Source organism: Pelomonas dachongensis (assembly GCF_043555865.1).
GTDB classification, from domain to species: domain Bacteria; phylum Pseudomonadota; class Gammaproteobacteria; order Burkholderiales; family Burkholderiaceae_C; genus Pelomonas; species Pelomonas dachongensis.
Genome location: NZ_JBIGHY010000004.1, coordinates 18,284 through 39,217 on the forward strand (window position 1 = coordinate 18,284; position 20,934 = coordinate 39,217).

The 20,934-nt window shown below is 68.3% G+C and carries 19 protein-coding genes and 1 tRNA gene; 17 read left to right on the forward strand and 3 right to left on the reverse strand.

Features of this window, described 5'->3' with window-relative positions; genetic code table 11:
- The first annotated feature begins 17 nt into the window (after positions 1-17).
- The 15 genes from pilW (at position 18) to ACG02S_RS12255 (ending at position 14,617) form a co-directional block, all read left to right on the forward strand.
- Positions 18-800 (forward strand): type IV pilus biogenesis/stability protein PilW, encoded by a 783-nt coding sequence (gene pilW / locus ACG02S_RS12185; RefSeq protein WP_394470738.1) that lies wholly within the window; start codon positions 18-20, stop codon positions 798-800.
- A gap of 33 nt (positions 801-833) precedes the next feature.
- Positions 834-1,778 carry a helix-turn-helix domain-containing protein gene (locus tag ACG02S_RS12190; RefSeq protein WP_394470739.1) on the forward strand — a complete coding sequence of 315 codons (945 nt, stop codon included), beginning with the start codon at positions 834-836 and terminating at the stop codon, positions 1,776-1,778.
- Positions 1,778-3,040, forward strand: a complete 1,263-nt coding sequence (ispG, locus tag ACG02S_RS12195; RefSeq protein WP_394470740.1) for a flavodoxin-dependent (E)-4-hydroxy-3-methylbut-2-enyl-diphosphate synthase — start codon at positions 1,778-1,780, stop codon at positions 3,038-3,040. Before ACG02S_RS12190 ends, ispG begins: the two co-directional genes overlap by 1 nt.
- Before the next feature lie 11 nt (positions 3,041-3,051).
- Entirely contained in the window at positions 3,052-4,359 is a 1,308-nt protein-coding gene (hisS, locus tag ACG02S_RS12200; protein WP_394470741.1) for a histidine--tRNA ligase, read from the forward strand.
- A gap of 34 nt (positions 4,360-4,393) precedes the next feature.
- Positions 4,394-5,062 (forward strand): YfgM family protein, encoded by a 669-nt coding sequence (locus ACG02S_RS12205; protein WP_394470742.1) that lies wholly within the window; start codon positions 4,394-4,396, stop codon positions 5,060-5,062.
- Positions 5,059-6,204 carry an outer membrane protein assembly factor BamB gene (locus ACG02S_RS12210; protein ID WP_394470743.1) on the forward strand — a complete coding sequence of 382 codons (1,146 nt, stop codon included), beginning with the start codon at positions 5,059-5,061 and terminating at the stop codon, positions 6,202-6,204. The genes ACG02S_RS12205 and ACG02S_RS12210 overlap by 4 nt, the downstream gene beginning before the upstream one ends.
- A gap of 10 nt (positions 6,205-6,214) precedes the next feature.
- A complete protein-coding gene (der, locus tag ACG02S_RS12215; protein ID WP_394470744.1) occupies positions 6,215-7,552 on the forward strand; it encodes a ribosome biogenesis GTPase Der in 1,338 nt (445 codons plus the stop codon).
- A gap of 78 nt (positions 7,553-7,630) precedes the next feature.
- The gene (gene hfq, locus ACG02S_RS12220) at positions 7,631-7,873 is read left to right on the forward strand and encodes an RNA chaperone Hfq (protein ID WP_056198163.1); all 243 of its coding nucleotides are present in this window, start codon (positions 7,631-7,633) and stop codon (positions 7,871-7,873) included.
- Positions 7,874-7,884: 11 nt separating this feature from the next.
- Positions 7,885-9,126 carry a GTPase HflX gene (gene hflX, locus ACG02S_RS12225; protein ID WP_394470745.1) on the forward strand — a complete coding sequence of 414 codons (1,242 nt, stop codon included), beginning with the start codon at positions 7,885-7,887 and terminating at the stop codon, positions 9,124-9,126.
- Positions 9,127-9,173: 47 nt separating this feature from the next.
- Positions 9,174-10,382 (forward strand): FtsH protease activity modulator HflK, encoded by a 1,209-nt coding sequence (gene hflK / locus ACG02S_RS12230; RefSeq protein ID WP_394470746.1) that lies wholly within the window; start codon positions 9,174-9,176, stop codon positions 10,380-10,382.
- A gap of 15 nt (positions 10,383-10,397) precedes the next feature.
- A complete protein-coding gene (hflC, locus tag ACG02S_RS12235; RefSeq protein ID WP_394470747.1) occupies positions 10,398-11,273 on the forward strand; it encodes a protease modulator HflC in 876 nt (291 codons plus the stop codon).
- Positions 11,270-11,452, forward strand: a complete 183-nt coding sequence (locus ACG02S_RS12240) for a DUF2065 domain-containing protein (protein WP_394470748.1) — start codon at positions 11,270-11,272, stop codon at positions 11,450-11,452. The genes hflC and ACG02S_RS12240 overlap by 4 nt, the downstream gene beginning before the upstream one ends.
- 63 nt (positions 11,453-11,515) lie before the next feature.
- Complete coding sequence (locus ACG02S_RS12245; RefSeq protein ID WP_394470749.1) at positions 11,516-12,679, forward strand: ATP phosphoribosyltransferase regulatory subunit; 1,164 nt, start codon at positions 11,516-11,518, stop codon at positions 12,677-12,679.
- 39 nt (positions 12,680-12,718) lie between these two features.
- Positions 12,719-14,056, forward strand: a complete 1,338-nt coding sequence (locus ACG02S_RS12250; protein ID WP_394470750.1) for an adenylosuccinate synthase — start codon at positions 12,719-12,721, stop codon at positions 14,054-14,056.
- A gap of 39 nt (positions 14,057-14,095) precedes the next feature.
- Positions 14,096-14,617, forward strand: coding sequence for a phosphoribosyltransferase (locus tag ACG02S_RS12255; RefSeq protein WP_394470751.1), 522 nt, complete (start codon positions 14,096-14,098; stop codon positions 14,615-14,617).
- 155 nt (positions 14,618-14,772) lie between these two features.
- On the opposite strand, the gene ACG02S_RS12260 is transcribed toward ACG02S_RS12255, so the two are convergent.
- Positions 14,773-14,857, reverse strand: a tRNA-Leu gene (locus tag ACG02S_RS12260).
- A 68-nt stretch (positions 14,858-14,925) separates the two neighbouring features.
- On the opposite strand from ACG02S_RS12260, the gene rnr reads away from it, so the two are divergent.
- On the forward strand, positions 14,926-17,250 hold the full coding sequence (gene rnr / locus ACG02S_RS12265) for a ribonuclease R (RefSeq protein WP_394470752.1): 2,325 nt from the start codon (positions 14,926-14,928) through the stop codon (positions 17,248-17,250).
- A 9-nt stretch (positions 17,251-17,259) separates the two neighbouring features.
- Here the strand turns inward: rnr and ACG02S_RS12270 are convergent, their stop codons facing one another.
- Together ACG02S_RS12270 and ACG02S_RS12275 are read right to left on the reverse strand one after the other, a co-directional pair.
- The gene (locus ACG02S_RS12270; protein ID WP_394470753.1) at positions 17,260-18,612 is read right to left on the reverse strand and encodes an NAD(P)H-hydrate dehydratase; all 1,353 of its coding nucleotides are present in this window, start codon (positions 18,610-18,612) and stop codon (positions 17,260-17,262) included.
- Positions 18,613-18,622: 10 nt separating this feature from the next.
- A complete protein-coding gene (locus tag ACG02S_RS12275; RefSeq protein ID WP_394470754.1) occupies positions 18,623-19,873 on the reverse strand; it encodes an NAD(P)/FAD-dependent oxidoreductase in 1,251 nt (416 codons plus the stop codon).
- Between the two features lie 312 nt (positions 19,874-20,185).
- Between ACG02S_RS12275 and rpsB the strand changes: the two genes are divergently transcribed.
- Entirely contained in the window at positions 20,186-20,932 is a 747-nt protein-coding gene (rpsB, locus tag ACG02S_RS12280) for a 30S ribosomal protein S2 (protein WP_394470755.1), read from the forward strand.
- Positions 20,933-20,934 lie beyond the last annotated feature (2 nt).

Consider the following 20,934-nt stretch of genomic DNA (forward strand, 5'->3'; position numbering starts at 1 on the left):
CTACCTTCGAGGATTCGATGAAGCGACTGTTGCCCCTCCTGCTGTCCGCACTGCTCGCGGGCTGCGCCACCACCGGCACCGCCCCCACCGCGGACCGCGAGATCAAGACCGACTCCGACCAGACCGATGCCGACCGCCGCGCGGCCATCCGGCTCGAACTGGCCCAGGGCTATTTCTCGCGCGGGCAGTTCTCCACCGCGCTGGACGAGCTGAAGCTCGCGCAGCAGGCCAAGCCCGAGATGCGCGAGGCCGTCAACCTGCGCGGCCTCATCTACGCGGCCATGGGCGATCACCAGCTGGCCGAGGACAGCTTCCGCCGCGCGCTGGCGGCCTACCCGGGCGACCCCGACACGCTGCACAACTACGGTTGGTTCCTGTGCCAGCGCCAGCGCTGGGAGGCGGCGGATTCGCTGTTTGATCAGGCGCTGGCCCAGCCCACCTACCGCGCACCGGCCCGCACGCTGCTGGCCAAGGGCGTCTGCGAAGCCCGCGCCGGCCGGCTGCTGGTGGCCGAGAAGACGCTGACGCGCGCCTTCGAGCTGGACCCGGCCAGCCCGGCGGTGGCGATCAACCTGTCCGAAGTGCTGTTCCGCAATGGCGAGCTGCAGCGCGCGCGCTTCTACGTGAAGCGCGTCAACGACCAGCCCGAGTTGCTGAACGCCCAGAGCCAGTGGCTGCAGCTGCGCATCGAGCGCAAGCTGGGCAACACGGCTGCGGTGGACGATCTGGCCCAGCACCTGCGCCGCAAGTTCCCGCAGGCGCCCGAGACGCAGGCGCTGGACGCCGGCCGCTACGACTGAAGGCCGCCACCGCGGCGACGACAAGAAGAGACGATGCAATCCATGTCCGAGGGATCAGCCAGCCAGCCCGTGACGGCCGGCGCCATGCTGAGGAACGCCCGCCAGCAGCGGGGCCTGCACATCGCCGCGCTGGCGGTGATGCTGAAGGTGCCGCAAGCCAAGTTGGAGTCGCTCGAAGGCGACCGTTACGACGAACTGCCTGACGCCACCTTCGCCCGCGCGCTGGCAACGGCGATGTGCCGCGCGCTCAAGGTCGACGCGGCGCCGGTGTTGGCCCTGCTGCCGCGCGTGAATTCCAGCGAGTTCGACGTGCGCCCGGGATTGAACCAGCCCTTCCGCGAGCGCGGCGGTGCTGTGGACGGCGGCATCTTGGCCCTGCTGGCGCGCCCGGTCGTCTGGGGTCCGGCCCTGCTGCTGCTGGCGGCTGCCGCGGTCTACTGGATCCCCGCTGGCTGGCTGCCCGCCGGCGATGCCGGCACGGCCACCGTCGCCGCGCCCGCGTTCCCTCCCGCCGTCAGCGGCGCAGCCAGCGCGCCGGCGGAGTTCGTCGCTGCACCCGCCGCGCAGCCCGCATCCGGGCTGGTGGCTGCTGCGGCGCCGGTGGCGCCGGCCTCTGCGCCAGCACCCGCATCGGTCCTGACGCCGGCATCCGCTGTAGCACCTGGGGTTGCGCCCGTCGCAACGCCAGGGGCAGCCCCCGCCGTCGTGGCCCAGCCTGCGCCGGCCCCGGTCGTGCCGGCGGCTCAGGCCTTGCGCATCAGCGCGACGTCGCAGACCTGGGTCGAGGTCGTCGACGCCCAGGGTCAGACCTTGCTGTCTCGCGTGCTGGGCGCAGGCGAGCAGCAGGTGTTTGGCGGCGCGGCGCCCTACAAGGTGCGGATCGGCAACGTCAGCGGCACGCGCATCGAATGGCGCGGCGCGGCGCTGGACCTGTCCGCCCGTTCCAAAGACAACATCGCCCGTCTGGAGTTGAATTGATGAGCGAATGGATCATTCCCGAGGCCGCACCTGCACCTCGCAAGAGCCGCCAGGCCCGTGTGGTGTGGGGCAATCGCGTCGTCACCGTCGGCGGTGACGCGCCGGTGCGTGTGCAGTCCATGACGAACACCGACACGGTGGACGCCATCGGCACCGCCATCCAGGTCAAGGAGCTGGCGATCGCGGGCTCGGAGATGGTGCGCATCACCGTCAACACGCCCGAGGCGGCCGAGCAGGTGCCCTACATCCGCGAGCAGCTCGACCGCATGGGCATCGACACGCCGCTGGTGGGTGACTTCCACTACAACGGCCACCGCCTGCTCACCGAGTATCCGGCGATGGCGCAGGCGCTGTCCAAGTACCGCATCAACCCTGGTAACGTGGGCAAGGGCGAGAAGAAGGACAAGCAGTTCGGCCAGATGATCGAGGCGGCGATGAAGTACGACAAGGTCGTGCGCATCGGCGTCAACTGGGGCAGCCTGGACCAGGAGCTGCTCGCGCAGTTCATGGACGAGAACGCCCGCCGTGCCACACCCTGGGGCGCCAAGCCGGTCATGTACCAGGCGCTGGTCGAGTCCGCGCTGACGTCGGCCGCCTATGCGACCGAACTGGGCATGAACCCGGACAACATCATCATCAGCTGCAAGGTCAGCGGCGTGCAGGACCTGATCTCGGTCTATCGCGAGCTGGCCCGCCGCTGCGATTACGCGCTGCACCTCGGCCTGACCGAAGCCGGCATGGGCACCAAAGGTACGGTCGCGTCGTCGGTCGCTTTGGGCATCCTGGCGCAGGAAGGCATCGGCGACACCATCCGCGTCAGCCTGACGCCCCAGCCGGGCGAGGCGCGCACGCAGGAAGTCGTCGTCGCCCTGGAGATCCTGCAGTCGCTGGGCCTGCGCCACTTCAACCCCAGCGTGACTGCCTGCCCGGGCTGCGGCCGCACGACCAGCACCACCTTCCAGGAGCTGGCCAAGCAGATCGATGACTTCCTGCGCCTGCAGATGCCGGTCTGGCGCAACAAGTACCCCGGCGTCGAAGAGATGAAGGTGGCCGTCATGGGCTGCATCGTCAACGGCCCCGGCGAGAGCAAGCATGCCGACATCGGCATCAGCCTGCCTGGCACCGGCGAGGCGCCGGCGGCGCCCGTCTTCATCGACGGCGAGAAGGCGCTGACGCTGCGTGGCGACAACATCGCGGCTGAGTTCCACGCGCTGGTCGAGAACTACATCGAGAAGCGCTTCGGCGCCACGGCCACGGCCTGAACCTGGATCCCATGAGCGAGACCAAGAAAGTCCAGCCGCTGCAAGCGGTGAAGGGCATGAACGACATCCTGCCGCCGGAGTCGGCGCGCTGGGAGGCGTTGGAAGCGACGATGCGCAGCGTGCTGGCGCGCTACGGCTACCAGAATGTGCGCGTGCCCATCGTCGAGCCGACGGCGCTGTTCGTGCGCGGCATCGGCGAAGTGACGGACATCGTCGAGAAGGAGATGTACGCCTTCGAAGACCGCGCCGACAAGCACGGTCAGGCCGAGCACCTGGCGCTGCGTCCCGAGGGCACGGCCGGCGTCGTGCGCGCCATGATCGAGCACAGCTACCTGCGCGACAGCCCGCGCCGGCTCTACTACGTCGGCCCGATGTTCCGCCGCGAGAAGCCGCAGAAGGGCCGTTACCGCCAGTTCCATCAGATGGGCATCGAGGCGCTGGGCTTCGCCGGCCCGGACGTGGACGCCGAGGTCATCCTGCTGGCGCGCACGCTGTGGCGCGAGCTGGGCCTGAAGGAAGGCGAGGACGTCTCGCTGGAGATCAACTGCCTTGGCCAGCCGGACGAGCGCCGCGCTCACCGCGAGGCGCTGATCGCCCATCTGGAGCAGCACCAGGACGTGCTGGACGAGGAAGCCAAGGCCCGCATGTACAGCAACCCGCTGCGCGTGCTGGACACCAAGAACCCGGCGATGCAGGCCATGGCCGAAGGCGCGCCGAAGCTGCTGGATTTTCTCGGTGAAGCCTCGCTGGCCCACTTCAACGGCGTGAAGGCGTTGCTGGATTCGGTCGGCCTGGCCTACCGCATCAACCCGCGCCTGGTGCGCGGGCTGGACTACTACAACCTGACCGTGTTCGAGTGGGTGACGACCAAGCTCGGCTCGCAAGGCACCGTCTGCGCCGGTGGCCGCTACGACGGCCTCGTCGAGCAACTGGGCGGCAAGCCCACGCCGGGCGTGGGCTTCGGTATGGGCCTGGAGCGCCTGCTGTTGCTGCTGGAGACGCTGAACCTGCAAGCGTCCACTGCCGCGCCCGACGTCTACGCCGTCGTGCCCGAGCCGGCCGACCTCCCGCGCATCCTGCCCACGCTGGAGGCGCTGCGCGCTGCCGGGGTCAAAGTGCAGATGCACGCCGGCGGCGGCTCGTTCAAGTCGCAGTTCAAGAAGGCGGACGGCTCTGGCGCCTGCTACGCGCTGGTCTTCGGCGGCGATGAGCTGGCGCGCGGCGAAGTGGCGGTGAAGCCGCTTCGTGACGGCGCCGAGCAAGTCACCCGCGCCCTAGCCGACGTGGCCGCCTGGGCCACCGAACTGCGCACCGCATAATCCCGGGCCCTGCCCGCACAGCTGTCCTTTTTCCATGGCATCCCATCTCGACCTCGAAGAACAAGAACAACTCGACCAGCTCAAGGCGTTCTGGAAGCGCTGGGGCGGCCTCATCACCTGGGTGATCACCGCCGTGCTGGCCGCGTACGCGGGCTGGCAGGGCTGGAACTGGTACCAGCGCGACCAGGCCGCCCAGGCCGGCGCGATGTACGCCGAGTTCGACCGCGCGCTCGCCGCGCAGGATGCCGACAAGGCCGCCGCCGCGGCGGGCGACCTGAAGGCGCGTTTCGGCGGCACCGGCTTCGCGGCCCAGGCCGGCCTGCAGGCTGCCAAGCTGCAGCTGGAGAAGGGCAAGACCGACGAGGCCAAGCAGAGCCTCGCCTGGGTCGCCGAACATGGCTCCGAGGCCTCCTACCGCGACCTGGCCCGCTTGCGCCTGGCCGGCCTGCAACTGGATTCCAAGGCCTACGACGAAGCCGGCAAGACGCTGGACGCGATCAAGTCCAAGGACTTTGAGGCGCTGGTGGCGGACCGCCGCGGTGACGCGCTGCTGCTGCAAGGCAAGCGCGACGAAGCCAAGGCGCAGTACCAGAAGTCGCTGGCCGGCCTGCCCAAGGAGCAGGACTACCGCCGCATCGTCGAGGCCAAGTTGTCGACGCTGGGTGTGCCCGCTGCCGTCGAAACCACCGGAGCCGCGCAATGAAGCGCCTTGTCCAGATCTCGCTGATCGCCCTGGCGGCGACGTCGCTGTCGGGCTGCTCCACGATCAGCTCGACGTGGAACTCCTGGTTTGGCGACGCCAAGACCCAGCCTGCAAAGCTGGAGACGCTGTCCGGTCCTGCGACCGGCCGCGTGGTCTGGAGCGGCAAGGGTGACGGCATCGCCTTCCCGCTCAGCGTCGCGACGCCGGGCGACAGCTTCGTGGTTGCCGGCAGCGACGGTTCCTTGCGCGCGCTGGCTGCGGCCGACGGTCGCGAGCTGTGGCGTGGCAATGCTGGCGGCAAGCTGCTGGCAGGCGTCGGCAGCGACGGCCGCTTCGCGGCGGTCGTCAACCGAGACAACGAACTGGTGGTGCTGGACGCCGGCCGCGTGACTTGGAAGAAGGCCCTGCCGACCCCCGTCGTGGCTGCGCCGCTGGTGGCGGGCGAGCGCGTCTTCGCGCTGACGCTGGACCGCCAGGTCATCGCCTTCGATGCGCTGGACGGCCGCAAGATCTGGGAACTGCGCCGCCCCGGCGACCCGCTGACGTTGTCCAAGGCCGGCGTGCTGACGGCTTACAAGGACACGCTCATCGTGGGCCAGGGCTCGCGATTGGCGGGTGTCGATCCGCTGCTGGGCCAGCTGCGCTGGGAGGCCAGCATCGCCACGCCGCGCGGCACCAATGAGGTCGAGCGTCTGGCCGACCTGGTCGGCCCGGCGGTGCGCCAGGGTGAAGCGATCTGCGCACGCGCCTTCCAGTCGGCCGTGGGCTGCGTCAACGCCGAGCGCGGCAGCGCGCTGTGGAACCGTGTCGTGGGCGGCACCAACGGCATCGGCGCGGACGACCAGGTCGTCGTCGCCGGCGATGCATCGGACCGCCTGTCGGCCTGGAAGCTCGCCAATGGCGACCTGGCCTGGTCGGCCGACCAGTTCCAGCTGCGCAAGCTGTCGGTGCCGGTGGTCCTGAACAAGCAGGTGCTGATTGGCGACTACGAGGGCTACGTCCACCTGCTGGACCGTGATACCGGCAAGACCCGCTCGCGCCTGACCACCGATGGCTCGCCCGTTGTCGCGACGGCGCTGCTGGGCGATACCGCCTTGTTCGTCACCAAGGGTGGCGGGCTGTTCGCCATCAAGGCCGAGTGAAACCGACGAAATGAAACCTGTGATTGCCCTGGTCGGCCGCCCCAACGTGGGCAAGTCGACGCTGTTCAACCGCCTGACGAAGTCGCGCGATGCCATCGTGGCCGACTTCGCCGGCCTGACGCGCGACCGCCACTACGGCGACGGCCGCCTGGGCGACCGCGAGTTCATCGTTATCGACACCGGCGGCTTCGAGCCGGACAGCTCCACCGGCATCGTCAAGGAGATGGCCAAGCAGACGAAGCAGGCCGTCGCCGAGGCCGATGCGGTCATCTTCGTCGTCGACATCCGCCTGGGCCTGTCGGCCCACGACAGCGATATCGCCCGCTATCTGCGCAGCGTCAACAAACGTGTGCACTTGGCCGTCAACAAGGCCGAGGGTATGAGCGAGTCGCCGTTGATGAACGAGTTCCACGAGCTCGGCATGGGCGACCCGCACCCGATTTCGTCGGCGCACGGTCAAGGCATCCGCAGCCTGCTGGACGCCGTTTTGGAGCCCTTCGAGGATGCCAGCGAAGAGTTCGGTGCCGGCCCGCAGCAGGATGGCGTCATCCGCCTCGCCGTGGCAGGCCGCCCCAACGTCGGCAAGAGCACGCTAATCAACACCTGGCTCGGCGAAGAGCGCCTCGTCGCCTTCGACATGCCGGGCACCACGCGCGACGCGATCTCGGTGGACTTCGAGCGCAATGGCCAGAAGTTCAAGCTCATCGACACCGCCGGCCTGCGCCGCAAGGGGAAAGTGTTCGAGGCCATCGAAAAGTTCTCGGTCGTCAAGACGCTGCAGGCCATCGCCGACGCCCATGTCGTGCTGCTGCTGCTGGACGCCACGCAGGGCGTGACCGACCAGGACGCCCACATCGCCGGCTATATCCTCGACAGCGGCCGCGCCGTCGTGCTGGCCTGCAACAAGTGGGATGCCGTCGACAGCTATCAGCGCGAGACGCTGCAGCGCCAGATCGAGCAGCGGCTGGCCTTCCTGAAGTTCGCGCCCATGCACCACATCTCGGCGCTGAAGCGCACAGGGCTGTCGGCGCTGTGGAATGCCATGGCAGATGCCTACGCGTCTGCCTACCGCAAGATGACGACGCCGGTGCTGACCCGCCTCATCCAGGAGGCCGTGGAACACCAGCAGCCCAAGCGCTCGGGCGTGTCGCGGCCCAAGATGCGCTACGCCCACCAGGGTGGCCAGAACCCACCCATCGTCGTCATCCACGGCAATGCGCTGGACGGCGTCACCGAGGTCTACAAGCGCTACCTCGAAGGACGCATCCGTGCCCACTACAAGCTGGTCGGCACGCCGCTGAAGATAGAGCTGCGTTCCTCGAAGAATCCCTTCGACGAAAAGACCTAGGGTCATGTCCGGGTGCGGCAAAACCCTGTGTTAAGGTCCAACCCGTACCCCACCTTCCCGAAAACTCGGAGCATACCGATGAGCAACAAAGGCCAACTTTTGCAGGACCCCTTTTTGAACCTGCTCCGCAAAGAGCATGTGCCCGTCTCGATCTACCTGGTCAACGGCATCAAGCTCCAGGGCCATATCGAATCCTTTGACCAATACGTCGTGCTGTTGCGCAACACGGTGACGCAGATGGTCTACAAGCACGCCATCTCTACCGTGGTGCCGGGCCGCGCGGTCAACTTCCACGCTGGCGACGCCCCCGCGGACGCCTGATTCCCGCCGCCTTGTCCTCAACGTCTACCCACACCGCGACGCCGCCCTCCGAGGCGGCGCGCGCCATTCTCGTGGGTGTCGATTTCGGTCGGCACTCCGCCAAACAGGGTTTCGACGAGAGCCTGGACGAGCTGGCGTTGCTGGCCGAGTCCGCCGGCGACACGCCCGTCGCCAAGGTCATTGCCCGCCGACCTTCGCCCGACGCGGCGCTGTTCGTCGGCTCCGGCAAAGCCGATGAGATCAAGCTTCTCGTGCAGGCGCATCAGGCCCACACGGTGCTGTTCGATCAGGCCATCTCGCCCGCGCAGCAGCGCAACCTCGAGAGGGTGCTGGGCGTGCCGGTGGCCGACCGCACGGCACTGATCCTCGAGATCTTTGCCGCCCGCGCGCAGAGCCACGAGGGCAAGCTGCAGGTCGAGCTGGCGCGGCTGCAATACCTGGCCACGCGCCTGGTGCGGCGCTGGAGCCACCTGGAGCGGCAAAGCGGCGGCATCGGCATGCGCGGCGGCCCCGGCGAGGCGCAGATCGAGCTGGACCGTCGCATGATCGACGACCGCATCAAGAAGACCAAGGAACGCCTGAAGCAAGTGCAGAAGCAGCGCAGCACGCAGCGCCGCTCGCGGTCGCGCAACGGCGTCTTCAAGGTCTCGCTGGTCGGCTACACGAACGCGGGCAAGAGCACGCTGTTCAATGCGCTGACCAAGGCGCGCGCCTACGCGGCCGACCAGCTGTTCGCGACGCTGGATACCACCACGCGCTCGCTCTACCTGGAGCAGGCCGGCGCCAGCGTCTCGCTGTCCGACACGGTCGGCTTCATTCGCGACCTGCCGCACAAGCTGGTCGAGGCCTTCCGCGCGACCCTGCAGGAGGCGGCCGACGCCGATCTGCTGCTGCACGTCGTCGATGCCGCTAGCCCCGTGCTGGACGAGCAGATGACCGAGGTTGAGCGCGTGCTGGAAGAAATCGGCGCCGGCGGCGTGCCGCAGATCCTGGTCTACAACAAGCAGGATCTGCTGCCCGAAGACCAGCGCCCGCGTGTCGCCGTCGATGCGCTGCTGCGCAATGACGCGGCCGGTGAGCCCACGCCGCGCGTGTTCGTCAGCGCGGTGGACGGCACGGGCCTGGGCGAGCTGCGGGAATTGATTGCGCAGGCCATGAAGGCCGAGCCCTTGACTTACGAAGAACGCGACCCACGTTTCGACGCCTCGGCTCTTGAAGTCGAGCCTCCATCCTCAGACCCTTCCCAGGCATGAGCAGCACTTCCCAAATTCCGTCCCGCAGCCCATGGGTCCAGCGTCTGATGACGCCGGTAGCCCGTGCCGCCGGGCGCTTGCTGAATAACGGCCGCAACGACGGCCCGCCCGACCTCGACGAGCTCTGGCGTGACTTCAACCGCAAGCTCTCCGGCATGTTCGGTGGTCGCAACGGAGGCCCAACCGGCGGAGACAGCGGCAGCAGCGGTGGCGGCGCGCCCGACATGAAGGGGGCCGGCATCGGTATTGGCCTGATCGCCGGCGTGGTCGTGCTGGGCTGGCTGGCCAGTGGCTTCTTCATCGTGCAGGAAGGCCAGCAGGGCGTCATCACGGCCTTCGGCAAGTACAGCAAGACCGTCGAGGCTGGCTTCCAGTGGCGCCTGCCGTATCCGTTTCAGCAGCACGAGGTGGTCTCGGTCACGCAGCTGCAGCAGGTGGAGGTGGGCCGCAACTCCGTCGTCGCTGCCACCGGTCTGCGCGACTCGTCCATGCTGACGCAGGACGAGAACATCGTGGACATCCGCTTCACGGTGCAATACACGATCAAGGACGCGCGCGACTTCCTGTACGAGAACGTGCAGCCGCGCGACGCGGTCACGCTGGCGGCGGAGTCGGCCGTGCGCGAGATCGTCGGCAAGAGCAAGATGGACTCCGTGCTGTACGAACAGCGCGATGCCATCGCCACCGATCTGGTCAAGTCCATCCAGACGCAGCTGGACCGGCTCAAGGCCGGCATCCAAGTCAAGAACGTCAACGTGCAGAGCGTGCAGGCGCCCGAGCAGGTGCAGGCCGCGTTCGACGACGCGTTCAAGGCAGGCCAGAACCGCGAGCAGATCAAGAACGAGGCCGAGGCCTACGCCAATCAGATCGTCCCGCAGGCGCAGGGTGAGGCCGCGAAGCTGCGCGAGCAGGCCGAGGGCTACAAGGCCCGCGTCATCGCCACCGCCGAGGGCGATGCACAGCGCTTCAAGAGCGTGCTGGCCGAGTACCAGAAGGCGCCGCAGGTCACGCGCGACCGCCTGTACACCGACGCGATGCAGCAGGTCTACAGCAACGTCAGCAAGGTTATGGTGGACAGCAAGAGCGGCTCCAACATGCTGTACCTGCCGCTGGACAAGCTGCTGCAGCAGGGCAGCAGTGGCAGCGTGACGGTGTCCCAGCCGCAGCCCAGTGCGCTGCTGCCGGAGGCGCAGACACTGCCGGGCTCGAACGACCCGCGCAGTCGCGACAACCAGCGCAGCCGTGACGGCCGCTGATCGAGGACCCAAGCCATGAACCGTATTGCCGCCATCGTTGCTGGCGCCCTTGTTGTGCTGATGCTGCTGTCGTCGACGCTCTTCATCGTCGACCAGCGCCAGTTCGCCGCCGTCTACGCGCTCGGTGAGATCAAGGAAGTCATCACCGAACCGGGCCTGAAGTTCAAGATGCCGCCGCCGCTGCAGAACGTGGTCATGCTGGACCGCCGCGTGCAGACGCTGGACAGCCCCGAATCGCGCCCGATCTTTACTGCCGAGAAGAAGAGCCTGGTCATCGACTGGCTCATCAAGTGGCGCATCGTCGAGCCGCGCCAGTTCATCCGCAACAACGGCTCCGACCTGCGCAACATCGAGAACCGCCTGTCGCCCATCGTTCAGGCCGCCTTCAACGAAGAGGTGACCAAGCGCACCGTGCTCGCCGTTCTGGCGACCGAGCGCGAGAAGGTCATGCAAGACGTGCGCGCGCGTCTGGCCGATGAGGCCAAGCAGTTCGGCATCGAGGTCGTGGATGTGCGCATCAAGCGCGTGGACTTCGCGTCCAACATCACCGACTCGGTCTATCGCCGCATGGAGTCCGAGCGCAAGCGTGTCGCCAACGAGGCGCGCTCCACCGGCGCGGCCGAAGGCGAGAAGATCCGCGCCGATGCCGACCGCCAGCGCGAGGTCATCGTGTCCGAGGCCTACCGCGACGCGCAGAAGGTCAAGGGCGAGGGCGACGCGAAGGCGTCGGCGCTGTATGCCGATGCGTTCGGCCGCGACCCGCAGTTCGCGCAGTTCTACCGCCAGCTGGATGCCTACCGGGCCAGCTTCAGCAAGAAGAGCGACGTGATGGTGGTCGACCCGAGCAGCGACTTCTTCAAGGCCATGCGCGGCCCCGGCGCGGGCAAGTGACCGAACTGCTGACGGCTTGCGCGTTGGTGTTGGTGCTGGAGGGGCTGATGCCCTTCATCAGCCCGACCCGTTGGCGCGAGGCCTTCAGCCGCATTCTGACGATGAGCGACGGGCAGATCCGTTTCATAGGCTTGGTCAGCATCGCGTCGGGTACCTTGGGGCTGCTCTGGTTGCGCTGATCTCAAGGCTCGGGCGGGAAGGGCATAGGTACAATGCCGTTTTTAACCGCCTAGCCTGCGCCCATGTCCTCTGCTTGGCTGCTGCCCGAGCACATCGCCGATGTCCTGCCTTCGCAGGCACGCCGCATCGAAGAGCTGCGTAGAGAGCTGCTCGACATGGCCCGCAGCTACGGCTGCGAGCTGGTCATTCCGCCGTTGCTGGAGCACCTCGACTCGCTGCTGTCCGGCACGGGTTCGGGTTCCGAGATCAAGCTGTTCAAGCTGGTCGACCAGCTGTCTGGCCGCTCTCTGGGCCTGCGTGCCGATACGACGCCGCAGGTTGCCCGCATCGATGCCCACCTGCTGAACCGCCGCGGCGTGACGCGCCTGTGCTACTGCGGCCCCGTTGTGCACACGCGGCCCGACGGCCTCAACACCAGCCGCGAGCCGCTGCAGTTCGGCGTCGAGATCTACGGTCACGCGGGCCTGGAGGCCGACCTGGAGGTGCATGATCTCGCGCTGGATGCGCTGCGCCGGGCAGGCCTGTCGCACGTCATGCTGGATCTGGGCGATGCGCGGCTGCTGCAGGCCGTGCTGGACGGCATCAAGCTGTCGGCCGACGCGCTGGATGCGCTGACGGCCGCGCTGGCGGCCAAGGACATGGCCCAGTTGGCGGCGCTGACCGCCGACATGCCCACCACCGCGCGCGAGGCGCTGCTGGCGCTCCCCAGCCTTTACGGTGGCCGCGAGGTGCTTGCCGAGGCCGCGCGCCGCCTGCCCGAACACCCGCTTGTAAAGGCGGCGTTGGCCGACCTGGAGTGGCTGGCCGGTCATCTGGCGGCTGTGCATCCCGAGATCAGCCTGGGCTTCGACCTGGCCGACCTGCAGGGCTACGCCTACTACACGGGCATCCGCTTCGCGGCTTATGCCCGGGGCTGCTCGGACGCCGTGCTGCGCGGTGGGCGCTACGACGAAGTCGGGGCCGCCTTCGGGCGCCGCCGCCCGGCCGTGGGCTTCAGCCTGGACCTGAAGACGCTGGTGGCGCTGGTCACGCCGACGCCGCTGCGCGCCGCGGTGCGTGCGCCGTGGGGCGAGGACGCCTCGCTGCGGCAGGCCGTGCGTGCGCTGCGCGAGCAAGGCGAGACGGTGGCCTGCGTGCTGCCGGGCCATGAGCACGAGGCCGATGAATTCGACTGTGACCGCGAACTGGTTCGCGAGCACGCTGGCTGGGTCGTCCGCACGCTGTAAGGCGCGGCGCCCACATTCCCATTTCAAGCAAGACAGGCAATGAACATGAGCCAAACCGCGCGCGGACGCAATGTGGTCGTCGTCGGCACCCAGTGGGGTGACGAGGGCAAGGGCAAGGTGGTCGACTGGATGACGGACCACGCGCAAGGCGTCGTGCGTTTCCAGGGGGGTCACAACGCCGGCCACACGCTGGTCATCAAGGGCGTCAAGACGGCGCTGCAACTGATCCCCAGCGGCATCATGCGCGACGGTGTGGCCTGCTACATCGGCAACGGCGTGGTGCTGGACCCGACGCACCTGCTGTCCGAGATCGAGCGTCTGGAGAAGGCCGGTGTCGAGGTGCGTTCGCGCCTGTTCATCAGCGAATCCTGCCCGCTGATCCTGCCGTTTCACGTGGCCGTCGACAAGGCGCGCGAGGCGCAGCGCGAGACCAGTGGCAGCGGCAAGATCGGCACGACGGGCAAGGGCATCGGCCCGGCCTACGAAGACAAGGTGGCCCGCCGCGCGCTGCGCGCGCAGGATCTGAAGCACCCCGAGCGCTTTGCCAAGAAGCTGCGCGAGCTGCTGGAGCTGCACAACTTCGCGCTGACGGGCTATCTGAAGGGCGAGGAACTGGCCTTCGAGCCCATCTTCGAGCAGGCCATGAAGATGGCCGAGCAGATCAAGCCGATGCTGGCCGACGTGGGCTACATGATTCACAAGGCCAGCAAGGCCGGCGCCAACATCCTGTTCGAAGGCGCGCAGGGCACGCTGCTGGACATCGACCACGGCACCTATCCCTACGTCACGTCCAGCAACTGCGTGGCTGGAAACGCCGCCGCCGGCGCGGGCGTGGGCCCGCAGATGCTGCACTACATGCTGGGAATCACCAAGGCATACACGACTCGCGTGGGATCGGGCCCGTTTCCGACCGAGCTGGACTGGGAGCAGCCGGGCACCGTGGGCTATCACCTGTCCACCGTGGGCCAGGAGCGCGGCACCGTCACCGGCCGCGCGCGCCGCTGCGGCTGGCTGGACGCCGCCGCGCTGAAGCGCTCCATCATCATCAACGGCATCACGGGGCTGTGCCTGACCAAGCTGGACGTGCTGGACGGCCTCGCCGAGATCAAGATGTGCGTGGGATACGAGCTGGATGGCAGACAGCTCGACATCCTGCCGCTGGACGCCGACGAGATCGAGGCCTGCACGCCCGTCTTCGAGACCTTCCCCGGCTGGACCGAAACCACCTTCGGCGCGACATCGCTGGACGCGCTGCCGGCGAATGCGCGCGCCTACCTGAGGCGCGTGGAAGAGGTCATCGGTGCGCCCATCGACATGGTCTCCACCGGCCCCGACCGAGAGCACACCATCGTGCTGCGCCATCCCTATTCGGCGTAACCCGCCTGATCACCATCACACCACGGAGACAACACCACCATGTTGACCGACGACGGCAAACATCTCTACGTGTCCTGGGACGAGTACCACCTGCTGACCGAGCGCCTGGCGCTGAAAGTGCACGCCTCGGGCTGGGAGTTCGACCAGATCCTGTGCCTGGCCCGTGGCGGCATGCGTCCGGGCGACGTGCTGTCACGCGTGTTCGACAAGCCGCTGGGCATCATGTCCACCAGCTCCTACCGCGCCGAGGCCGGCACCATCCAGGGCCGCCTGGACATGGCCAAGTACATCACCATGCCCAAGGGCGAACTGGCGGGCCGCGTGCTGTTGGTGGACGATCTGGCGGACTCCGGTGTCACGCTGAAGGCCGTCGTCGAGCGCCTGCGCGGCATGCCTTCCATCACCGAGCTGCGCTCGGCCGTCATCTGGACCAAGCAAGTGTCGGCCTACACGCCGGACTACTACTGCGAGATGCTGGAAACCTCGCCATGGATCCACCAGCCGTTCGAGGAATACGACGGCATGGGGCCCGAGGCCCTGGCGAAGAAGTTCGTCGTTTGAACATGAAGATGGGCGCAAGGCTGGAATCGCTGAGGTGCCCATCGAAGCCGGCGCACGTGGATTCGGGCGCCGCACTCGCAGCCTCTGAAGGCCTGTTCTGCGGGACCAAAGCAAAAAGGCCGGCGCTTTCGCGTCGGCCTTTTCGTTTCTTGTTTTGGTGCCCAGGAGAGGACTCGAACCTCCACGGAGTTACCCGCTAGTACCTGAAACTAGTGCGTCTACCAATTCCGCCACCTGGGCAAGGTGCTCAGAACTTCTGGTGAAGTCCTGGGCCGTTTCAGGAAAGCGCGGACTATAGCATAAAAGACTTGAAAAACGCAAATCACACCTCCAACACCGACAGCGCCGGATTGCTCGGCGAGGTCGAAGGCACGCTGCAAGGCCATCGCGATGGCCACGGCTTCCTGATCCCCGATGACGGCTCGGCCGATATCTACCTCTCGTCGCAGGAGACCCACGCCGTCATGCACGGCGACCGCCTGCGCGTACGCGTGGTGCGCTTCGACAAGCGCGGCCGTCCCGAAGGCAAGGTGCTGGAGATCCTCGAGCGCAAGAAGCGACCCCTCATCGGCCGGCTGTTGCTGGAGTCCGGCATCTGGCTGGTGGCGCCCGAGGACCGGCGCATGGGGCAGGACATCCTGATCCCCAAAAACGGCATCGCCAATGCGGCCGCAGGCCAGGTCGTCGCCGTCGAGTTGACTGAGCCGCCGTCGCTGTACTCGCAGCCGGTCGGCCGTGTGGTTGAAGTGTTGGGAGAGATCGACGACCCCGGCATGGAGATCGAGATCGCCGTGCGCAAGTACGACGTGCCGCACCGCTTCAGCCCTGAGACGCTGGCGCAGTCCGCCAAGCTGCCCGAGAAGCTCCGCGCCGCCGACCTGAAGCAGCGCGTCGACCTGCGGGATGTGCCGCTGGTCACCATCGACGGCGAGGACGCGCGCGACTTCGACGACGCCGTCTACTGCGAACCCTTCAAGCAGGGTCGCGGCAAGAAAGCCATCGAGGGCTGGCGCCTGCTGGTCGCCATCGCCGACGTGTCGCACTACGTGAAACCCGGCGAGCCGCTGGACGCCGATGCCTACGAGCGTGCCACGTCGGTCTACTTCCCGCGCCGCGTCATCCCGATGCTGCCGGAGAAGCTGTCCAACGGCCTGTGCTCGCTGAACCCCTACGAAGACCGGCTCAGCATGGTCTGCGACATGCTCGTGTCCAGCGACGGCACCGTCATCGCCTACCAGTTCTACCCGGCCGTCATCTGCTCGCACGCGCGCTTCACTTACACCGAGGTCGCGGCCATCCTGGGCAACACGCATGGCCCCGAGGCCGCCAAGCGCCGCGAGCTGGTGCCGCACCTGCTGCACCTGCACGAGGTCTACCGCGCGCTGCTGGCCGAGCGCGGCCGGCGCGGCGCCATCGACTTCGAGACTACCGAGACGCAGATCGTCTGCGACGACAACGGCCGCATCGAGAAGATCATCCCGCGCACCCGCAACGACGCGCACCGGTTGATCGAGGAGGCCATGCTGGCCGCCAACACCTGCTCGGCAGACTTCATCCAGACCAACAAGCACCACGCGCTGTTCCGCGTGCATGAAGGCCCGACACCCGAGAAGCGTACGACGCTGCAGAACTACCTGCGCTCACTGGGCATCGGCATGGGTGTCTCCGACGATCCGACGCCGCGTGAGTTCCAGCAGATCGCGCAGGCCACCAAGGACCGTCCGGACGCGCAGCAGATCCACCAGATGCTGCTGCGCTCCATGCAGCAGGCCATCTACACCGGTACTAACTCCGGCCACTTCGGCCTCGCCTACCCAGCGTACACGCACTTCACGAGCCCCATCCGGCGCTACCCGGACCTGCTGGTGCACCGCGTCATCAAGGCGCTGCTGGCGAACAAGAAGTACCCACTGGACGCCGCCAAGATGAACGTGCCGCAGGCACCCAAGCGCCCGGGCCGCCCGCCGCCGCCCAACCCGGCGGACGCGCGCAACGAAGCCGAGCGCTGGGAGGTCGTCGGCGCGCATTGCAGCGCCAATGAACGCCGCGCGGATGAGGCCAGCCGTGACGTCGAGGCCTGGCTGAAGTGTCGCTACATGCGCGACCGCCTCGGCGAGGAGTTCGCCGGCACCGTGTCGGCCGTCACCTCGTTCGGCTTGTTCGTGCAACTGGATGCGCTGTACGTCGAAGGCCTGGTGCACATCACCGAACTGGGCGGCGAGTACTTCCGCTTCGACGACGTGCGCCAGGAGCTGCGCGGCGAGCGCACCGGCATCCGCTACGCCACCGGTGCGCGCGTGCAGGTCCAGGTCAGCCGCGTGGACCTGGACGGCCGGCGCATCGACTTTAGGCTTGTGCGCGATGGCGAAGAGCTGCGGTCGGTGAGCCGCGGCGCGGCGACCAAGTCCAGCGGCAAATCGGCCGGCAAGACGCCGGCCAAGAAGCGCGCGCCCAAGACAGCCGTCGAGACGCTGGAAGATGTTCGCCAGGCCGACCGCGATGTGAAGAAGAGCCGCAAGGAAGTCATTGCCGGCCTGCACCCGGTGAAGGCCGCGCAGCAGGCCGCCAAGCGCGCCGCCACCAAGGCCGCCAAGAAGACGGCAGCGAAGCCGCCGACGCGCAAGCGCCGCTGAGCAGCGCGCTCAGCGCGACGGGGCGAGCTGCGAGATGAGGTCGCCGGCGCGCCGCACGCCGCCGGCTTCACCGGCGCGACCATGCGCATCGACACCGGCACAGGCGATGCGGTGCGCGGGCGCGCCGGGCTGCTGCGCCCACAGGCCGCCGAGCCAGCCTGCCAGCACGTCGCCGCTGCCGGCGGTGGCCAGCGCCGGCCCGCCGCTGGCGCAAATGGCCGGTCGCTCGCCGCGCGACGCGATGACGCTGCCCGAGCCCTTCAGCACGACGGTGCAGCTGAAGCGTTCTGCCAGCGCCTGCGCCGCAGCGAGGCGGTCGGCCTGCAGGCTGACGGTGTCGCAGCCCAACAGCCGTGCGGCCTCCAGCGGGTGCGGTGTCAGCAGCGTGCTGGCCGGTGCGCGGGCGCACAGCAGCGCCTGCAGCGAGGCGTCGGCCGCGATGGCGTTCAATGCGTCGGCGTCGATCACCAGGCGCGGCAGCCGTTGCAGCAGCGCGGGCAGTGCATCTGAGATCGCCGCGCCGGCGCCGCAGCCGATGACACCAACCGCCTGCGGGAGTTCGGCTGCGGTGCCGCGCATCAGCTCCGGCTGGCCGGGGTCGGCGGCTTCGTCGGCGGAGAGGTCAAGCAAGTCCACGTAGACGCGCCCGGCGCCGCAGGCGAGCGCCGTCCGGGCTGCCAGCCGTGCCGCGCCCTGCGTGCCTGGCGCGCCACCCACGACCAGCACTTGGCCGTGGCTGCCCTTGTGGCTGGTCTGGCTGCGTGCTGGCGCCGCCGCGGGGCCGAGCAGGTCGGCGCTCGCCGCCTCGTCCGGCGTGATGCCCAGGTCGTCGAACCACAGCCGGCCACCATGCGCGCGGCCTTCACCGGTGAACAGGCCGGGCTTCAGCGTCAGCAACTGCAGCGTGTGGTCGGCGCGCACGGCGCGCTCGCCGGCCGGCTGGCCGGTGTCGCCCAGCAGCCCGCTGGGCAGGTCGACGGCGAGGATGGCCGCGCCGCAGGCCTGCATCGCTGCCATCGTGGCCAGCAACTCCGGGGCTGGTGCGCGGTTCAAGCCCAGCCCCAGCAGCGCATCGATGACCAGCGCCGGGCGCTCGGGAGGGCTATGGCTGAGGTGGACCGCGATGCCCGCTTCGGCCAGCCGCTGCGCCGCAACGCGCCCGTCGCCGCCGTTGTTGCCCGGGCCGCAGGCCACCCAGACCGGGCCCTCGTCGCGCCGCAATGCCAACGCCAGCTTGGCGATGGACAGGCCGGCCCGAGCCATCAGGTCGGGCGAATGGGCAAGGGCGCGCGCCTCGATGCGCCGGCTGGCGGCTACGTCGAACAGCGGCAGTGTGGTGGTCGTGGGCAGCAGCGCGTGCATGCCCGCGAGCTTAGGTCAGCCGCTGCGGGCCGAGCGCGGAGAGATCGAGCGCGGGTGTCTGTCCGGCCATCTGCGTTGCCAGCACCTGCGCGGCGCCACAGGCCAGGCCCCAACCCTGGCTGCCGGGGGACAGGTTGAGCCAGATGCCGGCGCTTCCGCTGGCCCCCAGCAGCGGCAGGCCGTCGGCGGCCAGCGCCCGGCGGCTCTGGCCCTGCTGCACCTGCTGGTGCAACACCGAGCCCGGGAACCAGTGCTGCAGGTCGCGGTGCAATGCTTCGAAGTCGGGGGCGACCTTGTCCTGCGCGCCCGTGATGGCCAGCCCTCCCGTCACGCGCACGCGCTGGCCCGTGCGGGCAATGGCGATGCCGCGGGCCGGGTCCACCCAGCCGGCCTTGGGGCCTAGTTCCGGGTGGGCTTCCAACAGGCGGATGGGCGCGGTGACCGACGCCTCGTGCATGGCGGCCAGGGGCAGGCGCCGGCCCAGCAGCGCCGGCGCATCCAGGCCGTTGCACAGCACGACCGCATTGAAGCGCTCGTCCTGCGGGCCGGCAGGATGCGGCTGCGTGTCGCCGGCCTCGCGGTCGGCCGCTCGCGTGGGCGCGTCGGCCGGCGGCGTGTGCTCGTGGCGCAGCGTCAGCCCGGCGCCGTCTGGCGTGATGGCCCGCACCGTCGTGTGGAAGCGAAAGCGCGCTCCCAGGCGTTGTGCCTGCTGGCGCAACTGCTGCGCGAACAGCCGCGCATTGCCGGCGCCGCCATGGGCCAGTGCGAGCGCGCCGGCCAGCTGGGCGTCGGCATTCAGGCCGGGCTCGCGCTGGCGCGCGGCATCGGCGTCCAGCAATTCGGGCCGCAGGCCGAGTGCGGTCCAGCCTTCCAGCTGCGCTTCGATGGCGGCCACGCGCTTGGCGTCGACCAGCGCAACCAGCAGGCCCTCGGTGGTCTCGTCGTCCAGCCCCAGCGTATGGCGCAACTCGGCGGTGCGGGCCAGGCCCAGCTGGCTCAGGGCGGCCAGCGTGGCCGGTGCATCGCTGGTGCGCCGGTTGGCTCGCCAGCGGCGCCAGCGCCAGCTCAGCGGCGCCGACGAGGCCGACTCGGCCAGGCCGGGCACGAACGGCAGCAGCAGGGCGCTGCCGGCAAAGCTGGCCTGCTCGGCGACGCTGCCTCCGCGCTCGAAGACATGCACCTCGAAGCCGGCGAGCGCCAGCTCGTAGGCGGTCGTCACGCCCGCGAGGCCGGCGCCCACCACGGCGACGCAGCGGCTCACGCGGACACCTGGCAGGCGTGCGCCTTCAGGCAGGAAATCGGAGCGGGCGCCGGGGCGCGGCGGCGGAAGGCGGCCATGAAATGTGTATACTCTGCGGGTTTTGCCGGAGGGGTCAGCCGTTTGAGCTGCCGCCCGAGGCAAAAACAGTTGTGAGGGGTGTGTGGCTGAGGACTTCAGCGCCCACTCGTTGCAACAAATCGCAAACCGGCCACGCAAAGGTGTTGCGGCTTGCGGCGGACTCGAAACTCCTGTTTCCAGACGCTGCAACGCAATTCGGGCCGGATTTTAGACACAACCTTCGGAGTAAGACCCATGTCTGTCACGATGCGCGAGATGCTGGAAGCCGGCGTCCATTTCGGTCACCAAACCCGCTTCTGGAATCCCAAGATGGCCCCGTATATCTACGGCCATCGCAACAAGATTCACATCATCAACCTCGAGAAGACGCTGCCCGCGTTCAACGATGCGATGAAGTTCATCCGATCGCTGGCTGCCAAGCGCGGCACGATCCTGATGATCGGCACCAAGCGCCAGGCCCGCGAATTCATCGCCGCCGAAGCGCAGCGCGCCGGCATGCCCTATGTCGACTCGCGTTGGTTGGGCGGCATGATGACCAACTTCAAGACGGTCAAGACCTCGCTGAAGAACCTGAAGGACATGCAGGCCCAGGTTGACGCCGGCACGCAGCCCGCGATCAAGAAGGAAGCCCTGCTGTTCCAGCGCGACATCGCCAAGCTGGAGAAGAACATCGGCGGCATCCAGGACATGACCGCGCTGCCCGACGCCATCTTCGTCATCGACGTCGGCTATCACAAGATCGCCGTCGCCGAAGCCAAGAAGCTGGGCATCCCCGTCATTGGCGTGGTGGACACGAACCACTCGCCCATCGGCATCGACTACGTCATCCCCGGCAATGACGACTCGGCCAAGGCCGTGGCGCTGTACGCCCGTGCCGTTGCCGACGCCGTGCTGGAAGGCAAGGCCAACGCCACGAACGAGGTTCTGGCTGCCGTCGCCCCCGCTGGCGACGAGTTCGTCGAGGTTTCCGAAGAGGCGTGAGC